The 16,777-nt window shown below is 32.4% G+C and carries 14 protein-coding genes, 2 pseudogenes and 1 other annotated feature; of the genes and pseudogenes, 6 read left to right on the top strand and 10 right to left on the bottom strand.

What is annotated here, in order from left to right; translation table 11 throughout:
• Positions 1-8: 8 nt before the first annotated feature.
• Positions 9-989: a biotin--[acetyl-CoA-carboxylase] ligase gene (locus TA89_RS07045; RefSeq protein WP_040212106.1), complete on the bottom strand. Its 981-nt coding sequence runs from the start codon at positions 987-989 to the stop codon at positions 9-11.
• Between the two features lie 169 nt (positions 990-1,158).
• On the opposite strand from TA89_RS07045, the gene TA89_RS07040 reads away from it, so the two are divergent.
• Both TA89_RS07040 and trmB read left to right on the top strand, forming a co-directional pair.
• Entirely contained in the window at positions 1,159-1,803 is a 645-nt protein-coding gene (locus TA89_RS07040; RefSeq protein WP_040212104.1) for a site-2 protease family protein, read from the top strand.
• 15 nt (positions 1,804-1,818) lie between these two features.
• Entirely contained in the window at positions 1,819-2,466 is a 648-nt protein-coding gene (trmB, locus tag TA89_RS07035; RefSeq protein ID WP_040212103.1) for a tRNA (guanosine(46)-N7)-methyltransferase TrmB, read from the top strand.
• 112 nt (positions 2,467-2,578) lie between these two features.
• Here trmB and TA89_RS07030 read toward each other — a convergent pair whose 3' ends face one another.
• On the bottom strand, positions 2,579-4,084 hold the full coding sequence (locus tag TA89_RS07030) for a Ppx/GppA phosphatase family protein (protein ID WP_040212102.1): 1,506 nt from the start codon (positions 4,082-4,084) through the stop codon (positions 2,579-2,581).
• A gap of 147 nt (positions 4,085-4,231) precedes the next feature.
• Positions 4,232-4,449, top strand: a binding site (T-box leader).
• Positions 4,450-4,498: 49 nt separating this feature from the next.
• Here TA89_RS07030 and argS point away from each other — a divergent pair.
• Positions 4,499-6,190, top strand: coding sequence for an arginine--tRNA ligase (gene argS, locus TA89_RS07025; protein WP_040212101.1), 1,692 nt, complete (start codon positions 4,499-4,501; stop codon positions 6,188-6,190).
• Positions 6,191-6,373: 183 nt separating this feature from the next.
• Here argS and feoB read toward each other — a convergent pair whose 3' ends face one another.
• Both feoB and TA89_RS07015 read right to left on the bottom strand, forming a co-directional pair.
• A complete protein-coding gene (feoB, locus tag TA89_RS07020; protein ID WP_040212099.1) occupies positions 6,374-8,137 on the bottom strand; it encodes a ferrous iron transport protein B in 1,764 nt (587 codons plus the stop codon).
• Positions 8,138-8,148: 11 nt separating this feature from the next.
• On the bottom strand, positions 8,149-8,367 hold the full coding sequence (locus TA89_RS07015) for a FeoA family protein (RefSeq protein WP_040212098.1): 219 nt from the start codon (positions 8,365-8,367) through the stop codon (positions 8,149-8,151).
• 171 nt (positions 8,368-8,538) lie between these two features.
• Here TA89_RS07015 and TA89_RS07010 point away from each other — a divergent pair, with 171 nt between their 5' ends.
• A complete protein-coding gene (locus TA89_RS07010; protein WP_040212097.1) occupies positions 8,539-9,180 on the top strand; it encodes a ribonuclease H-like domain-containing protein in 642 nt (213 codons plus the stop codon).
• Between the two features lie 64 nt (positions 9,181-9,244).
• Here TA89_RS07010 and gltX read toward each other — a convergent pair whose 3' ends face one another.
• On the bottom strand, positions 9,245-10,705 hold the full coding sequence (gene gltX / locus TA89_RS07005; RefSeq protein ID WP_040212096.1) for a glutamate--tRNA ligase: 1,461 nt from the start codon (positions 10,703-10,705) through the stop codon (positions 9,245-9,247).
• Positions 10,706-10,813: 108 nt separating this feature from the next.
• Positions 10,814-11,656: a ComEC/Rec2 family competence protein gene (locus tag TA89_RS07000; protein ID WP_040212093.1), complete on the bottom strand. Its 843-nt coding sequence runs from the start codon at positions 11,654-11,656 to the stop codon at positions 10,814-10,816.
• Positions 11,657-11,792: 136 nt separating this feature from the next.
• Here TA89_RS07000 and TA89_RS19265 point away from each other — a divergent pair.
• Positions 11,793-12,478 (top strand): annotated as a pseudogene (locus tag TA89_RS19265) (lysophospholipid acyltransferase family protein).
• A gap of 107 nt (positions 12,479-12,585) precedes the next feature.
• On the opposite strand, the gene TA89_RS06990 reads toward TA89_RS19265, so the two are convergent.
• Together TA89_RS06990 and TA89_RS06985 are read right to left on the bottom strand one after the other, a co-directional pair.
• Entirely contained in the window at positions 12,586-12,792 is a 207-nt protein-coding gene (locus TA89_RS06990; protein WP_040212091.1) for a DUF378 domain-containing protein, read from the bottom strand.
• A gap of 199 nt (positions 12,793-12,991) precedes the next feature.
• Entirely contained in the window at positions 12,992-13,459 is a 468-nt protein-coding gene (locus tag TA89_RS06985) for an Lrp/AsnC ligand binding domain-containing protein (RefSeq protein ID WP_040212090.1), read from the bottom strand.
• 230 nt (positions 13,460-13,689) lie between these two features.
• Between TA89_RS06985 and TA89_RS06980 the strand changes: the two genes are divergently transcribed.
• On the top strand, positions 13,690-14,013 hold the full coding sequence (locus TA89_RS06980) for a hypothetical protein (protein WP_052447354.1): 324 nt from the start codon (positions 13,690-13,692) through the stop codon (positions 14,011-14,013).
• A gap of 149 nt (positions 14,014-14,162) precedes the next feature.
• On the opposite strand, the gene TA89_RS06975 is transcribed toward TA89_RS06980, so the two are convergent.
• Both TA89_RS06975 and TA89_RS17970 read right to left on the bottom strand, forming a co-directional pair.
• Positions 14,163-15,182: a PHP domain-containing protein gene (locus TA89_RS06975; protein ID WP_040212085.1), complete on the bottom strand. Its 1,020-nt coding sequence runs from the start codon at positions 15,180-15,182 to the stop codon at positions 14,163-14,165.
• 145 nt (positions 15,183-15,327) lie between these two features.
• Positions 15,328-16,777: pseudogene (locus TA89_RS17970) on the bottom strand (TSCPD domain-containing protein); the annotation flags it as partial.

Raw genomic sequence — 16,777 nt, 5'->3', positions numbered from 1 at the left:
GCGATTTTTTATATGTATCCATTCAAGCCTCTTACAGAAACTTCTCCGGATATTATACTTTTTATTTCTCCGTGACAATCCTTAATTATAAGTTCGCCTTCAGAATCTATATCCATTACTTCAACTTTTTCGCTTACTCCTTTGTTAATAATATATACCTCTTTTCCTATTACAGCGGAATGCTTTCTGCAGATTTCTAAAGAAGATTTAATGTCCATATTATCTTCAAAGTCTTTGTACAAAGGTTCTAAATTATTTAATATATGAACTAAAAGAGACTTCCTGTTAACCTCTTCACCGGAAGCGAGTTTTAAAGAAAAGGCTTTATCCTTTAAATCATCGGGTATATCCTCTTTATCAAGGTTAACATTTATTCCTATTCCTATTATTATGTAATTTATCATGTTTAACTCTGCGCTTAGCTCCGTTAATATTCCACATACCTTTTTATCCTTAATTAATATGTCATTGGGCCATTTGCATTTGACATCTTTGAAGCCTATTTCTGTTAAACTTTTTATAACTGCAGCAGCTGCTATGTGAGAAATCTTTGGAGCATATTGAGGTTCAATCTTTGGGGTAAGTACAATTGAAAACCATAAACCTTTATATTTAGGGGAGCACCAAGCTCTTCCCAATCTTCCTTTACCCTGTGTCTGTTCCTCACTTATAACCACTGCACCATTTTCCTCGTAATACTCTTTAGCCTTTTTGCTCGTAGAATCTAAACTGTCAAAGTAGTATACATTATTTCCTATAAAATCTGTGGAAAGGCTTTTCTTTATCTCTAAAGGATGAAGCTCTATGGGGTTGTTTACCAGCATATAACCCTTGTTAGGTACTGAATCTATTACAAAACCCTCCTCCTTTAGAGCGGTAATGTATTTCCATACAGCCACTCGGCTTATATTTAGCTTTTTACTTATCTTTTCCCCTGAGATAAAGGTGTTTTTATTTTCTATAAGATATCTTAATATTTCCTCTTTCAAAATTACACTTCCTATCATTAAGTATATAAATCAATTATATCAAATTCCCTGAAAAATAGTTATAGTCCCGGAGTGCTGCGCGGTCATATACTGTTGTATATAGTTTATCTATATATTATAATCTTTATTAGACTAACTTGTATGCAGAGCAATATGAAGGAGGAATAAAATGTTACGAGACTTTTTACTGGAGATAATATTAATTATACCGGCTATATTAATTGGATTTACCTTTCATGAGTTTGCTCATGCTTTGGTAGCGGATAGACTGGGAGATAAAACCCCCAGATTTCAGGGAAGGCTTACCTTTAACCCTTTTGCACATATTGACCCTATGGGATTTATTATGATACTGTTCTTTCATTTCGGATGGGCAAAACCGGTACAGGTAAATACCAGAGCTTTTAAGAACCGCAACAGGGATCACTTGCTGGTGTCAGTAGCAGGACCTCTGGCAAATTTAGTTGCCGCTCTTTTATTTGCGGTAATAAATGGTCTGTTTATAAGATTCACAATGAATATTTCTTTAGGAAGCCTTGGAGGAATCATATCAACTATTAATACCTATGTAATTATGATAAATATAAACTTAGCATTATTTAATTTACTTCCTATTCCTGGATTAGACGGTTTTCACATACTGGAGGACTTATTTCCAAGAACATTTTATAAGTATGGAGAAATATTATATAGATATCAATTTATTATAATGATATTAATTATAGGTACTAACATTACAGGCACTATAATAGGTATTCCTGCAGGATATTTAAATAGAATTATGACTTTAATAACTTTTGGTATAGCATTTTAAATAAGGGAGGTCTTTATGAGACTAAGGAAAAAATGGTGGGCTCGCCCTGAGATGGAAGCAAGTGAAAGGGTGATTATAAAACCCGCTGAATATAAAGGCAGATGGAAAGAAGAATTTAAAAACAATAATGAAATATACTTAGAGTTAGGATGCGGAAGAGGAAAATTTATAACGGAGATGGCTTTGAAAAATCCTGACAAAAATTTTATAGCAGTGGATTTAAAAGATGAGGTTTTAATATGTGTTTTAAGAAAGCTTGAGGAAAATGAAATTTCTAATGTAAGAATAGTGCCTATGAACATAAGCTTTATAGGAGATGTTTTTGATAGTGATGAAATAAGCAGGATATATATAAATTTCTGTAATCCCTGGCCTAAGGAAAGGCATAAGAAAAGAAGGCTTACACATACAAGATTTTTAAATTTATATATGAATTTTATAAAGGATAATTCTGAAATATGGTTTAAAACTGATGATGAAGAGCTTTTTAATGAATCTCAGGAGTATTTTACTCAAGGAGGATTCAAAATTTCATATTTGACCTACGATCTCCATAATTCTGATTTCAAGGACAATATAACTACAGAATATGAAAGTAAATTTACGGCTTTAGGAATGAAAACAATGTTTTTAATTGCCCAATATAAAAAGACAGTAGAATAGTATTTGATAATTATCAGTTTTAAATAGAGATTCTTTAATAATGTTGAAATTAAACTGTAATGAAGTAAAAAGAAGGAAGTATATTAATATGTAAGTATACCTCCTTCTTTTTTTATTTTTGTTTTATTATTAAATTTCTATTATATATGCTTTCAAAGGCTTCTTTTGATTTCAATGCTTCATTTATTTCTAAATCGATATTGGTTGAAGCTTCAACTTCAATGGTTACACTTTCTTCATCAAAGGAAAGGGATAAGTCTTTTACTGAACCGCTTAAGCTTCTGTCAAGGCTTTCAGCTATCCTTATAAGTATAGCAGCGTATTCGGCATTAGCTATATCCAGCCTGTTTATTATGCTGCAAAAGTGAGCAAAAGGAAGTTCAAAACCATTATTTCTGTGGTAAGCTGCAGCAAAAGCGCTTAACAGGGTTTCTTTATGGCTTAATCCCGTTATCATAGAGTTCAATATTATATAAAAGGAATGGATATGATGGTCGTAGTATCTTATACTGATTCCGCAGTCATGGAGATAGGCTGCTGTCTTTAAAATGTCTTCGTATTCTTCAGGAAGATGGTGAATGGGTTTAAGACTGTTATATAGCTTTACTGCAAGATTATAAACATGAGCAGCGTGCTCCTTATTAACGTTATGGTTTTCCAATACTCCATTTATGCTGTAATCTAAAATATTACCTATATCTCCGTATTTCTCTTCTATATAGTGAAACAGTATGCCTTCCCTAAGGCCTTTTCCTGAAACTTTAATTTCATTTATGCCTAAATTTTCTACAACCCTCAAAAATAATGAGGAAGCAGCAACAATTATATCTGCTCTTTCTTTAGATAAACCATCCATTCTGTATCTCTGCTTTAAATCTTTACTTCTTAAAGCATTATATATTTCATGTAAATCATAATCATAAAATATATAATTATGTGAAATATCTATAGGATACCTCTTTCTTTTTCTGTCTATTTTTCCTAAAGTTCTCATGCTTCCGCCAATACCTATCAAGTTATTAAAGTCAGTTTCTTTTAGCCAGGAAACCTTAGATAGATTTTCATCAATGAAGTTATTAAGCTTTTCTATATTTTCATGAAGAATTCTATCTGATAAATTGAATTGTTTAGTAAGGGTAACTGTCCCGAAGGGCAGTTTACAGGATTCTACCAGTTTTTTATCCTTTATCCATCCTATAATTGTGCTGGAACCTCCCATGTCGATAAATAAAGAATTTTCAGTATATAAGCTTTTAGACACTCCCAAGGAATCGAAATAAGCAACTTTTTCAGGAGATAGTATATTTACATCAATACCTGTTTCTTCTTTTATTCTTTCAATAAGATAGCCGCCGTTATCCGCTGTTCTTACTGCTTCTGTTGCAACAGCGATTATTGTTTTTGCATTTGCTCCGCTGCATAGAGTTTTAAAAGCTTTTAATGTCTTTAAAGCATAGGAGATTTTTTCTTCTGAAAATGAGTTTCCTTCTACTAAATCTTCACCTAGTCTCACAGATTCTTTCAATTCATCTATGAGCTTAAAGTTTTTACCATAAATCTCTGCAAGTATTAAACGTACTGAATTAGAAGCTATATCTATTACACCTATTCTTTCCATTTAAATAACTCCTTATTATAAAAGTATGACATAATATTAATATTAGTCTAATGTGAATGAGATTTCAATACATAGGTTGTAAAGCAATTGTTATTAATCTATTGACACAAACAGCGGTGAAAGCTTATAATATATAAAAACTGAAATTTTAAATCTATGATAAGGAAAGTATTCTATATGATTCTTTAAAGCGAGCTGATGAGGGTGAAAGATCGGCAGATAATTTAGAAGAAGAGAGCCTTGGAGATCCTTTAAGAAAACTCTTATTTAAAGGGCAAGTATTAAAGGCGTATACTGCGTTAAAGTATGGAGTGGGCTTTTTTAAAAGTCAATCAGAGTGGTACCGCGGATATTCCGTCTCTTTTATTTAAGAGATGGTTTTTTTATTTTAATAAATCTAAGGAGGAGACAGGTATGGATTATAAAAGTATAATAGCAGATAAAATCAACCCTTATGTTGATATGGAAATTGAAGATATTAAGTCTATAATAGAAATTCCACCAAGAGCTGACATGGGAGATTTTGCATTTCCATGTTTTCAATTGGCAAAAGTGATGAGAAAGGCTCCTAATGCCATAGCCGCCGAGCTCAGCGAAAAAATAGATAAAGAAGGATTTGAAAGGGTAGAGAACCTTGGACCTTATCTTAATTTTTTTCTCGATAAAGCATCGTTCCTTCAAGAAGTGGTAGAAAGCATTAAAACTCAGGGAGACAGATACGGATCCTGCAATATAGGAGAAGGAAGAAACGTAACTATAGACTTTTCATCTCCTAATATAGCTAAGCCTTTCCATGTAGGACATTTAGTTTCAACTGCTATAGGAAACTCTTTATATAGAATGTTTAATTTTGCAGGATACAATTCAGTAGGAATAAATCATTTAGGGGACTGGGGGACTCAGTTTGGCAAGCTTATATCTGCTTATAAAAGATGGGTAGATGAAGAACAATTAGAAAAAGAACCTATTAAAGAGTTGTTAAGGATATATGTAAAGTTCCATGATGAAGCTGAAAAGAATCCTTCCTTAGAAGACGAAGGAAGAATGTACTTTAAAAAGCTTGAAGAAGGAGATGAAGAGGCTACAGCATTGTGGAAGAGATTCACTGAGCTTTCTTTAAAAGAATTCCAAAAGGTTTATGATATGCTGGGGGTAAAGTTTGATTCCTATGCAGGAGAAAGTTTTTATAATGATAAGATGGATTCTGTTGTAGAAGAGTTAAAGGAAAAAAATCTCCTTGTAGAAAGCAATGGAGCCATGGTAGTTTCACTGGATGAATATAATATGCCTCCATGCATAATACTTAAATCCGATGGAGCAACAATTTACGCTACAAGAGATTTGGCTGCTGCTAAATACAGAAAATCAACTTATGATTTTGCAAAGAACATCTATGTGGTGGGAAAGGATCAGTCACTGCATTTTAAACAGCTTTTTAAGACCTTAGAGTTAATGGGATACCAGTGGGCAGAAGATTGCAGACATGTAGCTTTTGGTTTAGTTAAGTTTGCAGATAGAAAGCTATCTACGAGAAAAGGTGAGGTTATATTCCTTGTAGACCTTCTGAAGGAATCAATCTCTAAGACTATGGAAATTATAAATGAAAAAAATCCACAGCTTGAAAATAAAGAAGAGGTAGCTGAAAAAGTAGGAGTAGGGGCTATGATTTTCACTTATTTAAAGAATTCCAGAGAAAGGGATATAGTATTTGATTGGAAGGAAATGCTGTCCTTTGATGGTGAAACCGGGCCCTATGTTCAGTACACATATGCTAGGGCAAAGAGCATATTAAGAAGGCATACTTCAAAGAATAGTAACTGTGAATATAAAAAGTTAACCTCTGCTGAAGAATTTGAACTGGCTAAAACCCTTTCAGGTCTCCAAAACAGCGTAGTTCAGGCTTTAGATAAAGCAGAGCCCTCAGTGGTTACCAGATATGTTATTGATGTTGCCAAGGCCTTTAATAAATTCTATAACTCCCATTCAGTGCTTAACGTAGAGGATGAAGGACTAAAGGAAGCAAGGATACAGCTTACAGAGGCAACCTGTCAGGTTATTAAGAATGCTCTTTATCTTATAGGATTAGAAACAGTAGATCAAATGTAAAAAATAGAACCCAGGCTGGGTTCTATTTTTTTTCAATTTTTAACTTATCATATTTAGGACAGCTGGAGGAGCAGCTTCCGCAATTACATTCCCCTTTAGAGGATTTTTTTAGATTTTTTGCAACTATAAAACTGCAGCTGCAGCGATAAGCAATGTTATTAATACTTCCATAACTTCACCTTCTTATAATATTAGTGATCCGATGTTATAAAATAAAAATGCAGCAATCCATGCCAGGAGGAACTGATATCCCACTGAAAACAAAGTCATCTTTGTTCCATACTCCTTTTTCATAGCGCCTATTACCGCCACGCAGGGAGTGTAAAGCAAAACAAAAATCATAAATGCATAAGCTGATAGCACAGTGAAATATTGAGGTAAAACAGCTTCTAAATTAGAACCGTATATTACACCCATTGTTCCTATAACCGCTTCTTTAGCCATAATTCCAGTGAGTATGGAAACTGAAGACTGCCAGTCACCGAATCCTAGAGGAGCAAAGATAGGAGCAATGAATCTTCCGATACTCGCTAACAAGCTGTTATTAATATCTGTATATCCAGAAAAATTAAAGTTAGAAGCAAACCATATAATAACGCTTATGGCGAAGATGACAGTACCGGCTTTTTTAATAAAGCCTTTCCCTTTTTCCCAGGTGTGCTTTATCACATTTGTAAAGCTTGGAAGCTTATACTCTGGTAATTCTATTATGAAAGGCTCTTCATCTTTTTTAAAGAGAGTATTTTTAAATAGTATACCCATAAAAAAGGCCATAATTATACCTAGTAGATACAGTGAACCAACTACAAGGGCACTTTTATTTGGGAAGAAGATTGAAGCAAATAGTGCATATACCGGAAGTCTTGCATTACAGGACATAAGTGGTACTAAGAGGGCTGTAAGCTTTCTATCTTTCTCGCTTTCTAAGGTTCTTGCAGCCATAATTCCAGGCACTGAACATCCGAATCCTATAATCATAGGAATAAAGGCCTTTCCTGATAAGCCCATCTTTCTCATAAGCTTGTCCATTATGAAAGCCACTCTCGCCATATAACCGCTGTCTTCAAGTATAGTAATACACAGGAATAAAGTTATAATTATGGGGAAGAATACTAAAATTGAGCCAACTCCACCAATAATTCCATCAACGATCAATGAGCTGAACCAAGGACTTGCAGAAGAGAGGAGTTCACTGACCCAGGGCATTAAACTATCATTTAAAAAAGCATCCAGTAAATCAGCAAGAGGCTGTCCTATCCAACTGAAAGTAATTTCAAAAATAATGAAAAGTATTGCTAAAAATATAGGATAAGCCAGCCAAGGATTAAGAAAAATACTATCCACTTTTCCAGTGTTATCTGATTTTTTATCTGAAGATTTTACAAGACTGTTATTTATAATTTTATCAATATAATCGTATGCTGCCTTTTCTGAAGGAAAATGATAATCATTCCCATCTATTGAACTTAAAAAATCACCTTTTATTAATAAGGCTTTTATATCTTCTATACCTTTATTTTTTGAAGCAACAATAGGAACTACTGTTACATTAAGATTTTCAGATAAAGCTTTATAATCTATGGTATATCCTTTGGAGTCAGCAGCATCTATCATATTTAAAACCAAAATTATTGGCTTTTTGAATTGCTTCAGCTGCGTAGTTAAATATAAATTTCTATTTAAATTAGATGCGTCTACGATATTGATTATCACATCTACATCATCGTTTTCTAAAAATGACTTTGAAATTTTTTCTTCATTAGAAAAGGTATCTAATGCATATATTCCAGGAAGATCTACTATCTTAATATCATTTTGTAAAAAACCTTCCTTTTTTTCTACAGTTACTCCAGCCCAATTTCCTACATATTGATTTGAACCTGTTAATGCATTAAACAGGGTGGTTTTACCTACATTTGGATTTCCAACTAATCCGGCAATCAACATAGAAGTCCTCCTTATTTAATAAAAATGTTTTTTGCATCGTTTCTTCTTATTGCTAAATCAAAACCTCTAAAATTTACTATTAAAGGATCACCGAAAGGTGCTTTCTGCTTAAGTCTAATTTCTGTTCCTTCTATACATCCTAGAGCCATCAGTCTTTTTGCTAATTTTTCATTGCCCTGAATATCCGTTATTACTGCCTTTTCGCCAAGCTTTAAATCATTAATGCTCATTATCTACACCTCACAATGAAATTCATTCTCAATAACAGATTAACACGAAGTTAAAAAAATGTCAATATATTATTAACAATGTTTAAAAGTTAACAAGAAAACTTTTGTTTTAATTATTAGTAAAATATGAGATAATAAACCATAATAAACACATTAGAAAAGAGTGATACAGTGATTGTTAGAGAGAATTTAATAGAATTAAAAGAAGTTGATGAAACATATTCTTTGGAGTTTATGAACAGAAAAAATATTTATAAGGAAGCGGTTTATTTTGATTTAGAGCATTATGTATATAAAAAGCCTATATGCGTTGGTGTTTTTGGATGCTGTTACTATGATGAAGAGTTGAATTCTATTGTAGTAACTCAATATATGATAGAAAACAGAAGTGAGGTAGTGGAAATTTTACATTTAGCTGAAAAGTATTTTAAAAAGGCTGAGGAGAAAAATAAAAAATTTGTAATTACCTTTTCAGGAAACAATGATTTTCATGTAATCAATTATCTCTTTGAAAAATATAAAATAGATTTTAAGATAACTGAACATTTTGAGCAGATAGACCTTCAAAAGGAGTACGAAAAGAGGTTTAAGGAAAGTACAGGTCTAAAGGCACTGGAAAAGAAATTTGGAATTGAAAGAGAAGGGGAGCTTATCAGCGGTTCGAATCTAGCAAAAACCTTCAGTAAGGTAATTAAGGATAAGGATTATATAATAAGGATGCCTGCTGAAAAGATTACAAAGATTCTTTTGTATAATGAGCAGGATGTAGTAAATTTATTTCATATACTTATAAATTGGGATAAGATATCCTAATATTTTTGGTTTCATAATGGAACTAAAAACAAAACCTGTATCTTCTGATACAGGTTTTGGTTTTTTAGAGATGTTTTTTTAAAACTTCAATAGCAGTTTTTATGCGGCTTAAAGACTCTTCTTTTCCTAAGATTACTGCTAATTCCAAGTAGCCTCCTGGAGAGCTTTGAAGACCAGATAATGCAGAGCGCAGCGGCCACATAATCTGACTGTTTTTTATTCCTTCTTCCTGAACATAACTGCTTATTAGTTCTGAGATTGTTTCTTCACTCCAGCTTTCCAATGATTCCAGCATAGGTAATATTTTAGTCAAATTTTCTAAAGAATTCTCGTAAGTGGTTTTCATTTTTTTATGCACAAAAATTTCTGCAGAGTAATCTGGAAGAGAAGCGAAAAACTGAATTTTTTCAGGTATATCACTTAGAATTTCAATTCTTGTCTGCATTAATTGAGAAATCTTCTTTTTATCCATATTTTCTGGGAGTATTCCCTTATAATAAGGCTCTGATAGAGAATGAAACTCTTCAAAAGGAAGTTTTTTTATGTATTCTCCATTCATCCATTTGAGTTTTTGGATATCGAAGATAGCAGGAGATTTATTGATGTTTTTGAAATCAAATATTTCAACTAACTTTTCTAAAGTGAATATTTCCTCATTTGTTCCCGGATTCCAGCCTAAAAGTGCAATATAGTTAATCACAGCTTCTTTCAAATATCCTTTAGCTATAAGATCCTGATATGATGCATCACCATTTCTTTTGCTTAATTTATGCTGAGCATCTTTCATTATAGGAGGGCAGTGTACATAAATAGGTACTTCCCAGCCAAAGGCTTCATATAATCTGTTGTACTTAGGTGAGGAGGACAGATATTCACTACCTCTTACTACATGGGTGATCTTCATTAAATGGTCATCCACTACATTAGCAAAATTATAAGTAGGCAGTCCGTCTGATTTTATTAAAATCATATCTTCTAATTCTGAATTATCTACGGATATATCGCCATAAATAACGTCTTTAAAGGTGGTTTTGCCTTCTGTAGGATTATTTTGTCTTATTACATAAGGAATACCTTTTTTTAGGTTTTCCTCTATTTCTTCTTCGGACATGGAAAGGCAGTGCTTATCATATTTGAAGGTTTGATTTTTTTCTTCTAAATCTTTCTTCAAATCATCTAACCTGTCTTTACTGCAGAAGCAGTAGTAAGCTTCTCCTTTTTCTATTAGCTTTTTGGCATATTCTAAATATATACCTCTTCTTTCGCTTTGGATATAGGGGCCGTATCCTCCGTCTTTATCGGGACCTTCATCGTGAAGGAGACCAGTATCTTTTAATGTATCATAGATTATTTCTACAGCGCCCTCCACATATCTTTCCTGATCTGTATCTTCTATTCTTAAAATAAAATCTCCATTTTCATGTTTTGCTATTAAGTAAGCATAAAGGGCAGTTCTTAAATTTCCAACGTGCATATATCCCGTAGGACTTGGTGCAAATCTTGTTCGTATTCTAGTAGACTCCATTTAATTCACTCCTATGTTTCATTAATTATAAAATTTAAACATCAATTTTAAAGTTTGGTCTATAAATAATCATAAACCAGCCTATTTTTTATGTCAATATAAGGCATATCAGCTTGATAATTTATAACCATCGGTTTTAATTAGTATAGTTCCCTTTAAATCAGTTCTGTTATATTTTATTCCTTGAAGCTTAAGGTTATTTAATACTTGCATAGAAGGATGACCGAAGTCATTTCCCAGACCGCAGCTTATTACAGCATATTTTGGATTTACTTTTTTCAAAAAATCAATAGAGGTTGAAGTGGTGCTTCCGTGGTGAGCTATTTTAAGCACATCAGCTTTAATGTTTTCATAATTTTTTATAAGCTGATTTTCCACAATACTTTCAGCATCACCAGTAAACAAAAAAGAGATGTCTTTGTATTTAACCATTAGCACTGCAGAGTAATTGTTTAATTCCTGGTATTTATCCGCTAAAGGTGAGAGTAAATCAGTTTGAATATCCTCATGAAAAGGAATGTTTTTTCCTGCTTTAGCTATGTTAATTCTTAATCCCTTCTTATTAAGTTCTGCAATCATGTTTATAAACGCCTTAGTTTCGGTAGTTATTTTAGGAGCATAAAATTTATCAATTTTAAAATTCTTTATAACCTCTGCCATACCGCCTATATGATCTTCATGTGGGTGGGTTGCTATAACATAATGGAGTTTTCGTATTCTATGGCTCTTTAGGAAGGATATCAGTTTCTGTTCTTTATAAGATGGGCCTGCGTCGATAAGCATATTTCTCCCTTTATATTGTATAAGAATTGAATCTCCCTGTCCTACATCGATAAAGTAAACTTTCAGCTGCTGTGAATTTTGCTTCTTTAAAATATTAGATCCGCAGGAAACAAAAAACACCATTGAAATAAATAGTATAGGTAATAGAAATTTATTTAAAGCTTTCATTAATTATACCTCTGGCAATGTGATTTAATATTATTTATTATAACCACTTTAGTATATTGAAAGCACTAAATATAATCTGTATAATAAAAATGTTATCGAAAAGTGGAGAGTGATTTAGTTGAGAACATATTTGATTATGATATATTACGGACTATTCATGGTAGTTATGGCCTTAAGGCTTTTATTAATCAAGATAATCCGCAGGATTAAAGGAAACAAAGCAGCAGAAGCCTATAAGGAAAAGGTTGTTATTAACTGGAGCAGGCATACTTTAAAAGTAACAGGAATGAGCTATGAAGCCTACGGAAAAGAAAATATACCGGAAGGAAACTGCTTATATGTTTCTAATCACCAGAGTCTGTTTGATATCCCTTTAATTATAGACGCTGTTTCAAAACCCTTGGGATTTGTTGCGAAAAAAGAGCTTAAAAAAGTACCTATACTAATTCATGGACTAAAGAAATTAATTGTGTATATTTAGACAGAGAAAATGTCAGAGAAGCTATTAAGACCATTAATGAAGGAATAGAGATTTTAAACAATGGGGTTTCCATGGTGATTTTCCCAGAAGGCACAAGAGCCAGAGATGGAAAAATAAAACCTTTTAAAAAGGGAAGTCTTAAACTTGCAATAAAATCAAAAGTTCCTATAGTTCCAGTAACTATTAAAGATACATACAAAGCTTTTGAAAAGAATAGAACCTTAAAGGATACAAAGGTTAAAATTTATTTCGGGAAACCTATATACACCGATAGTCTTGATAGAGAAAGCTTAAATAATCTTTCCCAAAGGGTGGAAATGGAGGTTTCAAAATATCTTTAATAGAATATAAAAGGGAGATAATTATAATGAATGCAAAAAAGCACAGAGGCTGATTTAACCGCAGACCCCTGTGCTTTTATATTTATGAGAAGTACTTTGAAGATTGATTATTCTATATCTCTATTTTGATCTCTAGCAAAAAATGATATTGCATATATTCCTGCTATTCCAACTAAGGCGTAAATAACTCTGGTAAAGCCTGACATAGTGCCAAAAAGGCTTGCTACCAAATCGAATCTAAAAAAACCTATAAGACCCCAATTTACTGCACCTATTACTACTAGTAGCAAAGAAATCATATCAAATGTTCTCATTTTCTAACCTCCTGTAAATAAAATAATTTTAAGCGTATGATTATTTACTTAAAATATGCATAAATATATTATTGACACTTATAATAAATATATGTATTTACAGGGTCATATTTATAAATAGATAGTTATTTAGCTATAAAAATAAATAAGTTTATGCTTTAACATAAACTTATCTTAAAAAATATTAAATAATAAATCATTACAACTGTATATTTCTATCTATAGGCTGAGATAGAGATATAAAGGTATCTGTTCTTTGAATCCCCTGTATGGTATTTATACTGTTCATAAGAAGCTCCTGAAGATGAGATATGCTCTTGCATACAACTTTAGCATAAATTGAGTATTCCCCTGTAGTCAGATGAAGCTCAACTATTTCTTTTATCTTTTTCATTTCATCGATAACATAATTAAAAGAAGAAGTTTTATCCACATATATCCCTACAAAACAGCATACATCGTAGCCAAGCTTTGGAAGATCAAGGAGAATCCTTGTACCTTTTATTATGCCTAAATCTTCCATTTTTTTCATTCTAACATGAATAGTTCCACCGCTTACATGACATACTCTTGCAATTTCCAGATAGGGAGTTCTGCAGTCTTTAATTAATATATCAAGTATCTGTAAATCTAACTCGTCAAGTTGATTAATGTGAGCTATTGACACAACATCACCTCATTAATAAAAAATATAAATCTCAAAATTACACTACACAGTTCTATTTTATCAAAATAATATGTTATTTACTAGCAAAATAATAATATTTTTTAAAAATAATTCGTGTATTTTTAAAAAATGAATAATAGGTGTAAAGTTTATACAGCCATAACTTGAAAAATACTATATATTAAAATAATATTAATATATAAGAAATTATTTTAGAAAGGACGATGAATGTGAGCACAACATGGTGGGTCATCTACACAATAGCTTTTTCACTAATATTATTCTTTGCCTATACAGTTTTAAAAGTGTATCTGTTACAAAAACTTAAGGTTAATAGATGGATAATATTCACACTTGCGTTAATAGTACTTATAGTTCCTTCTTTTTTAAGACTTAATGGCATGGTGTGGGTTTCTGTACAATCAGGTTTATTTGTTATGCTGTTCTTATGGTTTATGGATTTAACAAAACTGCAAAAAGCTAAAGAAAAAGAAATTAAAATAAAACCTAAGGCAAAACCTAACAGAGTTAAAAATAAAGAAGATAAAAAATAAAATTATAGACAAAGCTATAAAAAAAGGGCTGCGGTACTAAACTAAATTAGTGCCACAGCCCTTTTTCTATGTTTCAGAATATCCTATAGGGAACAGATACAACGTTAAGACGATAAAAGCGGTGTTATATAGAGGAGGAATAGGTAATATCAGTGCTTGATGAAAATAGGAGCGCTTACTGCAGATTTATTATCAGCGGAGGAAGTATATACCCTCACCACATAGTAGGATTCATCAAGATTAGTTCTATGACTGTATATATATCTTATTCTTTCCTGATTAAGGTTATCTATGGATTTTATTATTTTGCTGCAGGAGGATATTATTTCAATCTCTTTTATTTTGTAATTCTTATCTTCTGCAAGAATTACAAAATTTAGATTTAGATTTTCCTCATAAGAAATAATGCCTCCCATAATAGTGTTATTTATAGAGAAGGATAATCTTAAGCTTCTGGATTCTGTGGAGTAAACACTGAGATTTTTGAAAGCTTTTATTATATTTTTTCTGCTTAGTTCAGGACAAAGTGCAACGGTAAGGTTTTCGCTATCTCCGTAATTTAATTTGTGGTTATCCTGGCTGTTAATAGGAGCAAGCATCCAGCCTTTATCCAGGAGGGAAAAATAAAGCTTATCATATCTTTTATACCTATTAGGAAACAATCCATTGCCAATCTCTACGTAGCGGATATATTTATTTAGAAGTTCAGAATAAGCAAGGCTTAATATTTCTTTACCGGGATGGTTTATACCTCCTATACAGTTTTTGTTAAATATAAACCATAAAAGCATGTTATCTAGTTTTTTTATGGTGCCTTTGAAATAATTTGGAGAGTTTAATACATTTATGTCACCTAATGAGTGAGTATGGACTTCAAAGCCTATTAAAGCCACGAAGGACTTATTTTTCTTATTAAAGTTGTAAATATATTTTTCAAGAGCGGACCATTTAGTGGTAATATTGGATTTGTAGTAGGCTTTGTCTTCCAGATAATCATTATGATCCGTTATTATTATATAATCAAGTTTATTATTTTTAGCATATTCCAAAGCTTCTGAAGGAGAACTTTTACCTGTAGAATAGTTGGTATGACAGTGGGGAATCCCATAATAATGCTTTAGCTCCTCTATTTTCAGCCTATCCTGCTTTTTTGACTTTTCTTTTCCCATGATAGTCCTCATGATATTGATTTATATATTATATGATTAAACCATAAATATGAGCTTGAATTATATGATTTATAAATAAAAAAACTGATGTATATTGAGCTATGAACGCTCAATATACATCAGATTAATATCTTAAGATTTAATTTTAGCTGCACCCTGTAGTGGAACCGCAGTCAAGACAAACCATGCAGGTGCCGTTTCTCACCATTCTTGTACTGGAGCAGGTAGGGCATACACTTCCATAAACCCTTTCACCCTTTTCAGAATCATTTTCAACTTCTGCAGGTCTTTCATCTTTAACATCAGTTGAAGGCCTTTCTTCTGTAACCGCAACGGGCTTAACCTCCTCGTTGTAATCATAGTTTTCAGGCTTTACCTGACATCTTGAAAAATCCCCTAATTCGATATCTATTATTTTACTGATTAAATCAGAAATTGAAGAAACATACTTAATATAAGGATGTCTCTGCACAAAACCATAAGGTTCATACATTTGTCCTCTAAGCATTCTGGATATATCCTGTGCCGGTACATGATACTGAAGCATTACAGATATTGATTTAGATAAAGAGTTAAGAAGACCTGTAATTATAGTACCTTCCCTGTCTGTAGTAATATATATTTCACAGATTTCTCCATCAGGATTTCTATTAACTGTGGTATAAATCTTAACGTCATCAATTTGAGCAGGATGAGTTTTTCCGTATCTTACTCCTTAGAGGCTTTAGCTCTCCTCTTGTAATTGATAAGATTGGATTGAAGCTCGTTAGCCTTGTTAAGAAGGTCATCATAAGACAAGTCCTCTAAATTAATGTCAGAAGCTTCATCCATTGAGGTGTTTAAAGGTTGGCTTGCCTTACAGCCGTCTCTATAAATAGTTATACCTTTTACACCTAATTTCCAGGATAGTATAGTAATATTCTTTATATCTTCAACTGTTGCATAGCTTGGTAGATTTACTGTTTTTGATATAGCTCCTGAAATAAGAGGGGATATAGCTGCCACCATCTTTACATGACCTTCAGGAGATATATATCTTTCTCCGGTACCACAAGTGTTTGCTGTATCAAAAACTGCATAGTGCTCCGGCTTTAAATGAGGTGCTCCTTCAATCTTTCCATCAGCAAGCTTTTCGTATTCATAGCCATCCTTACTTACTTTTTCCGTTCTTGTTATATATTCAACTATATCTGAAATCTGTTTTTCACTGTAACCAAGATTTCTTAAAGAGGATTCAATTACTGGGTTCACTAAAGTCATGAATCCTCCTCCAGCTAGTTTTTTATATACTATATGACTAAAGAAGGGTTCTATAGAGGTAGCACCGCAATCCATAGCAAAGGAAATTGTTCCTGTAGGAGCAATAACCGATACCTGTGCATTTCTATAACCGCTTTCGTTACCTTTATCCAAGGCGTTTTTCCATACATCCTTTAACTGAGTACTTATATAATCGAAATTTAATGCTTTAAGCATATCATGATCTACTGTATAAGGCTTATTTGTTAATCCTTCAAAAGAAGTATTCAATGCTCCGGCAGATCTAGCATGATTTCTCATAACCTTAAGCATAAATTCTTTGTTTATTTCATACT

Origin of the sequence: Clostridium polynesiense (assembly GCF_000820705.1) — a bacterium.
GTDB lineage: Bacteria > Bacillota > Clostridia > Clostridiales > Clostridiaceae > Clostridium_AA > Clostridium_AA polynesiense.
This window is presented reverse-complemented; position numbering and strand designations above follow the sequence as displayed.

Excerpts from the sequence above, each read along its gene's own strand:
- argS (WP_040212101.1), top strand. The coding sequence starts at position 4,499 with ATGGATTATAAAAGTATAATAGCAGATAAAATCAACCCTTATGTTGAT.
- TA89_RS07040 (WP_040212104.1), top strand. The coding sequence starts at position 1,159 with ATGTTACGAGACTTTTTACTGGAGATAATATTAATTATACCGGCTATA.
- trmB (WP_040212103.1), top strand. The coding sequence starts at position 1,819 with ATGAGACTAAGGAAAAAATGGTGGGCTCGCCCTGAGATGGAAGCAAGT.
- TA89_RS06990 (WP_040212091.1), bottom strand. The coding sequence starts at position 12,792 with ATGAGAACATTTGATATGATTTCTTTGCTACTAGTAGTAATAGGTGCA.
- TA89_RS07000 (WP_040212093.1), bottom strand. The coding sequence starts at position 11,656 with ATGAAAGCTTTAAATAAATTTCTATTACCTATACTATTTATTTCAATG.
- TA89_RS06975 (WP_040212085.1), bottom strand. The coding sequence starts at position 15,182 with ATGGGAAAAGAAAAGTCAAAAAAGCAGGATAGGCTGAAAATAGAGGAG.
- feoB (WP_040212099.1), bottom strand. The coding sequence starts at position 8,137 with ATGTTGATTGCCGGATTAGTTGGAAATCCAAATGTAGGTAAAACCACC.
- TA89_RS07015 (WP_040212098.1), bottom strand. The coding sequence starts at position 8,367 with ATGAGCATTAATGATTTAAAGCTTGGCGAAAAGGCAGTAATAACGGAT.
- gltX (WP_040212096.1), bottom strand. The coding sequence starts at position 10,705 with ATGGAGTCTACTAGAATACGAACAAGATTTGCACCAAGTCCTACGGGA.
- TA89_RS07030 (WP_040212102.1), bottom strand. The coding sequence starts at position 4,084 with ATGGAAAGAATAGGTGTAATAGATATAGCTTCTAATTCAGTACGTTTA.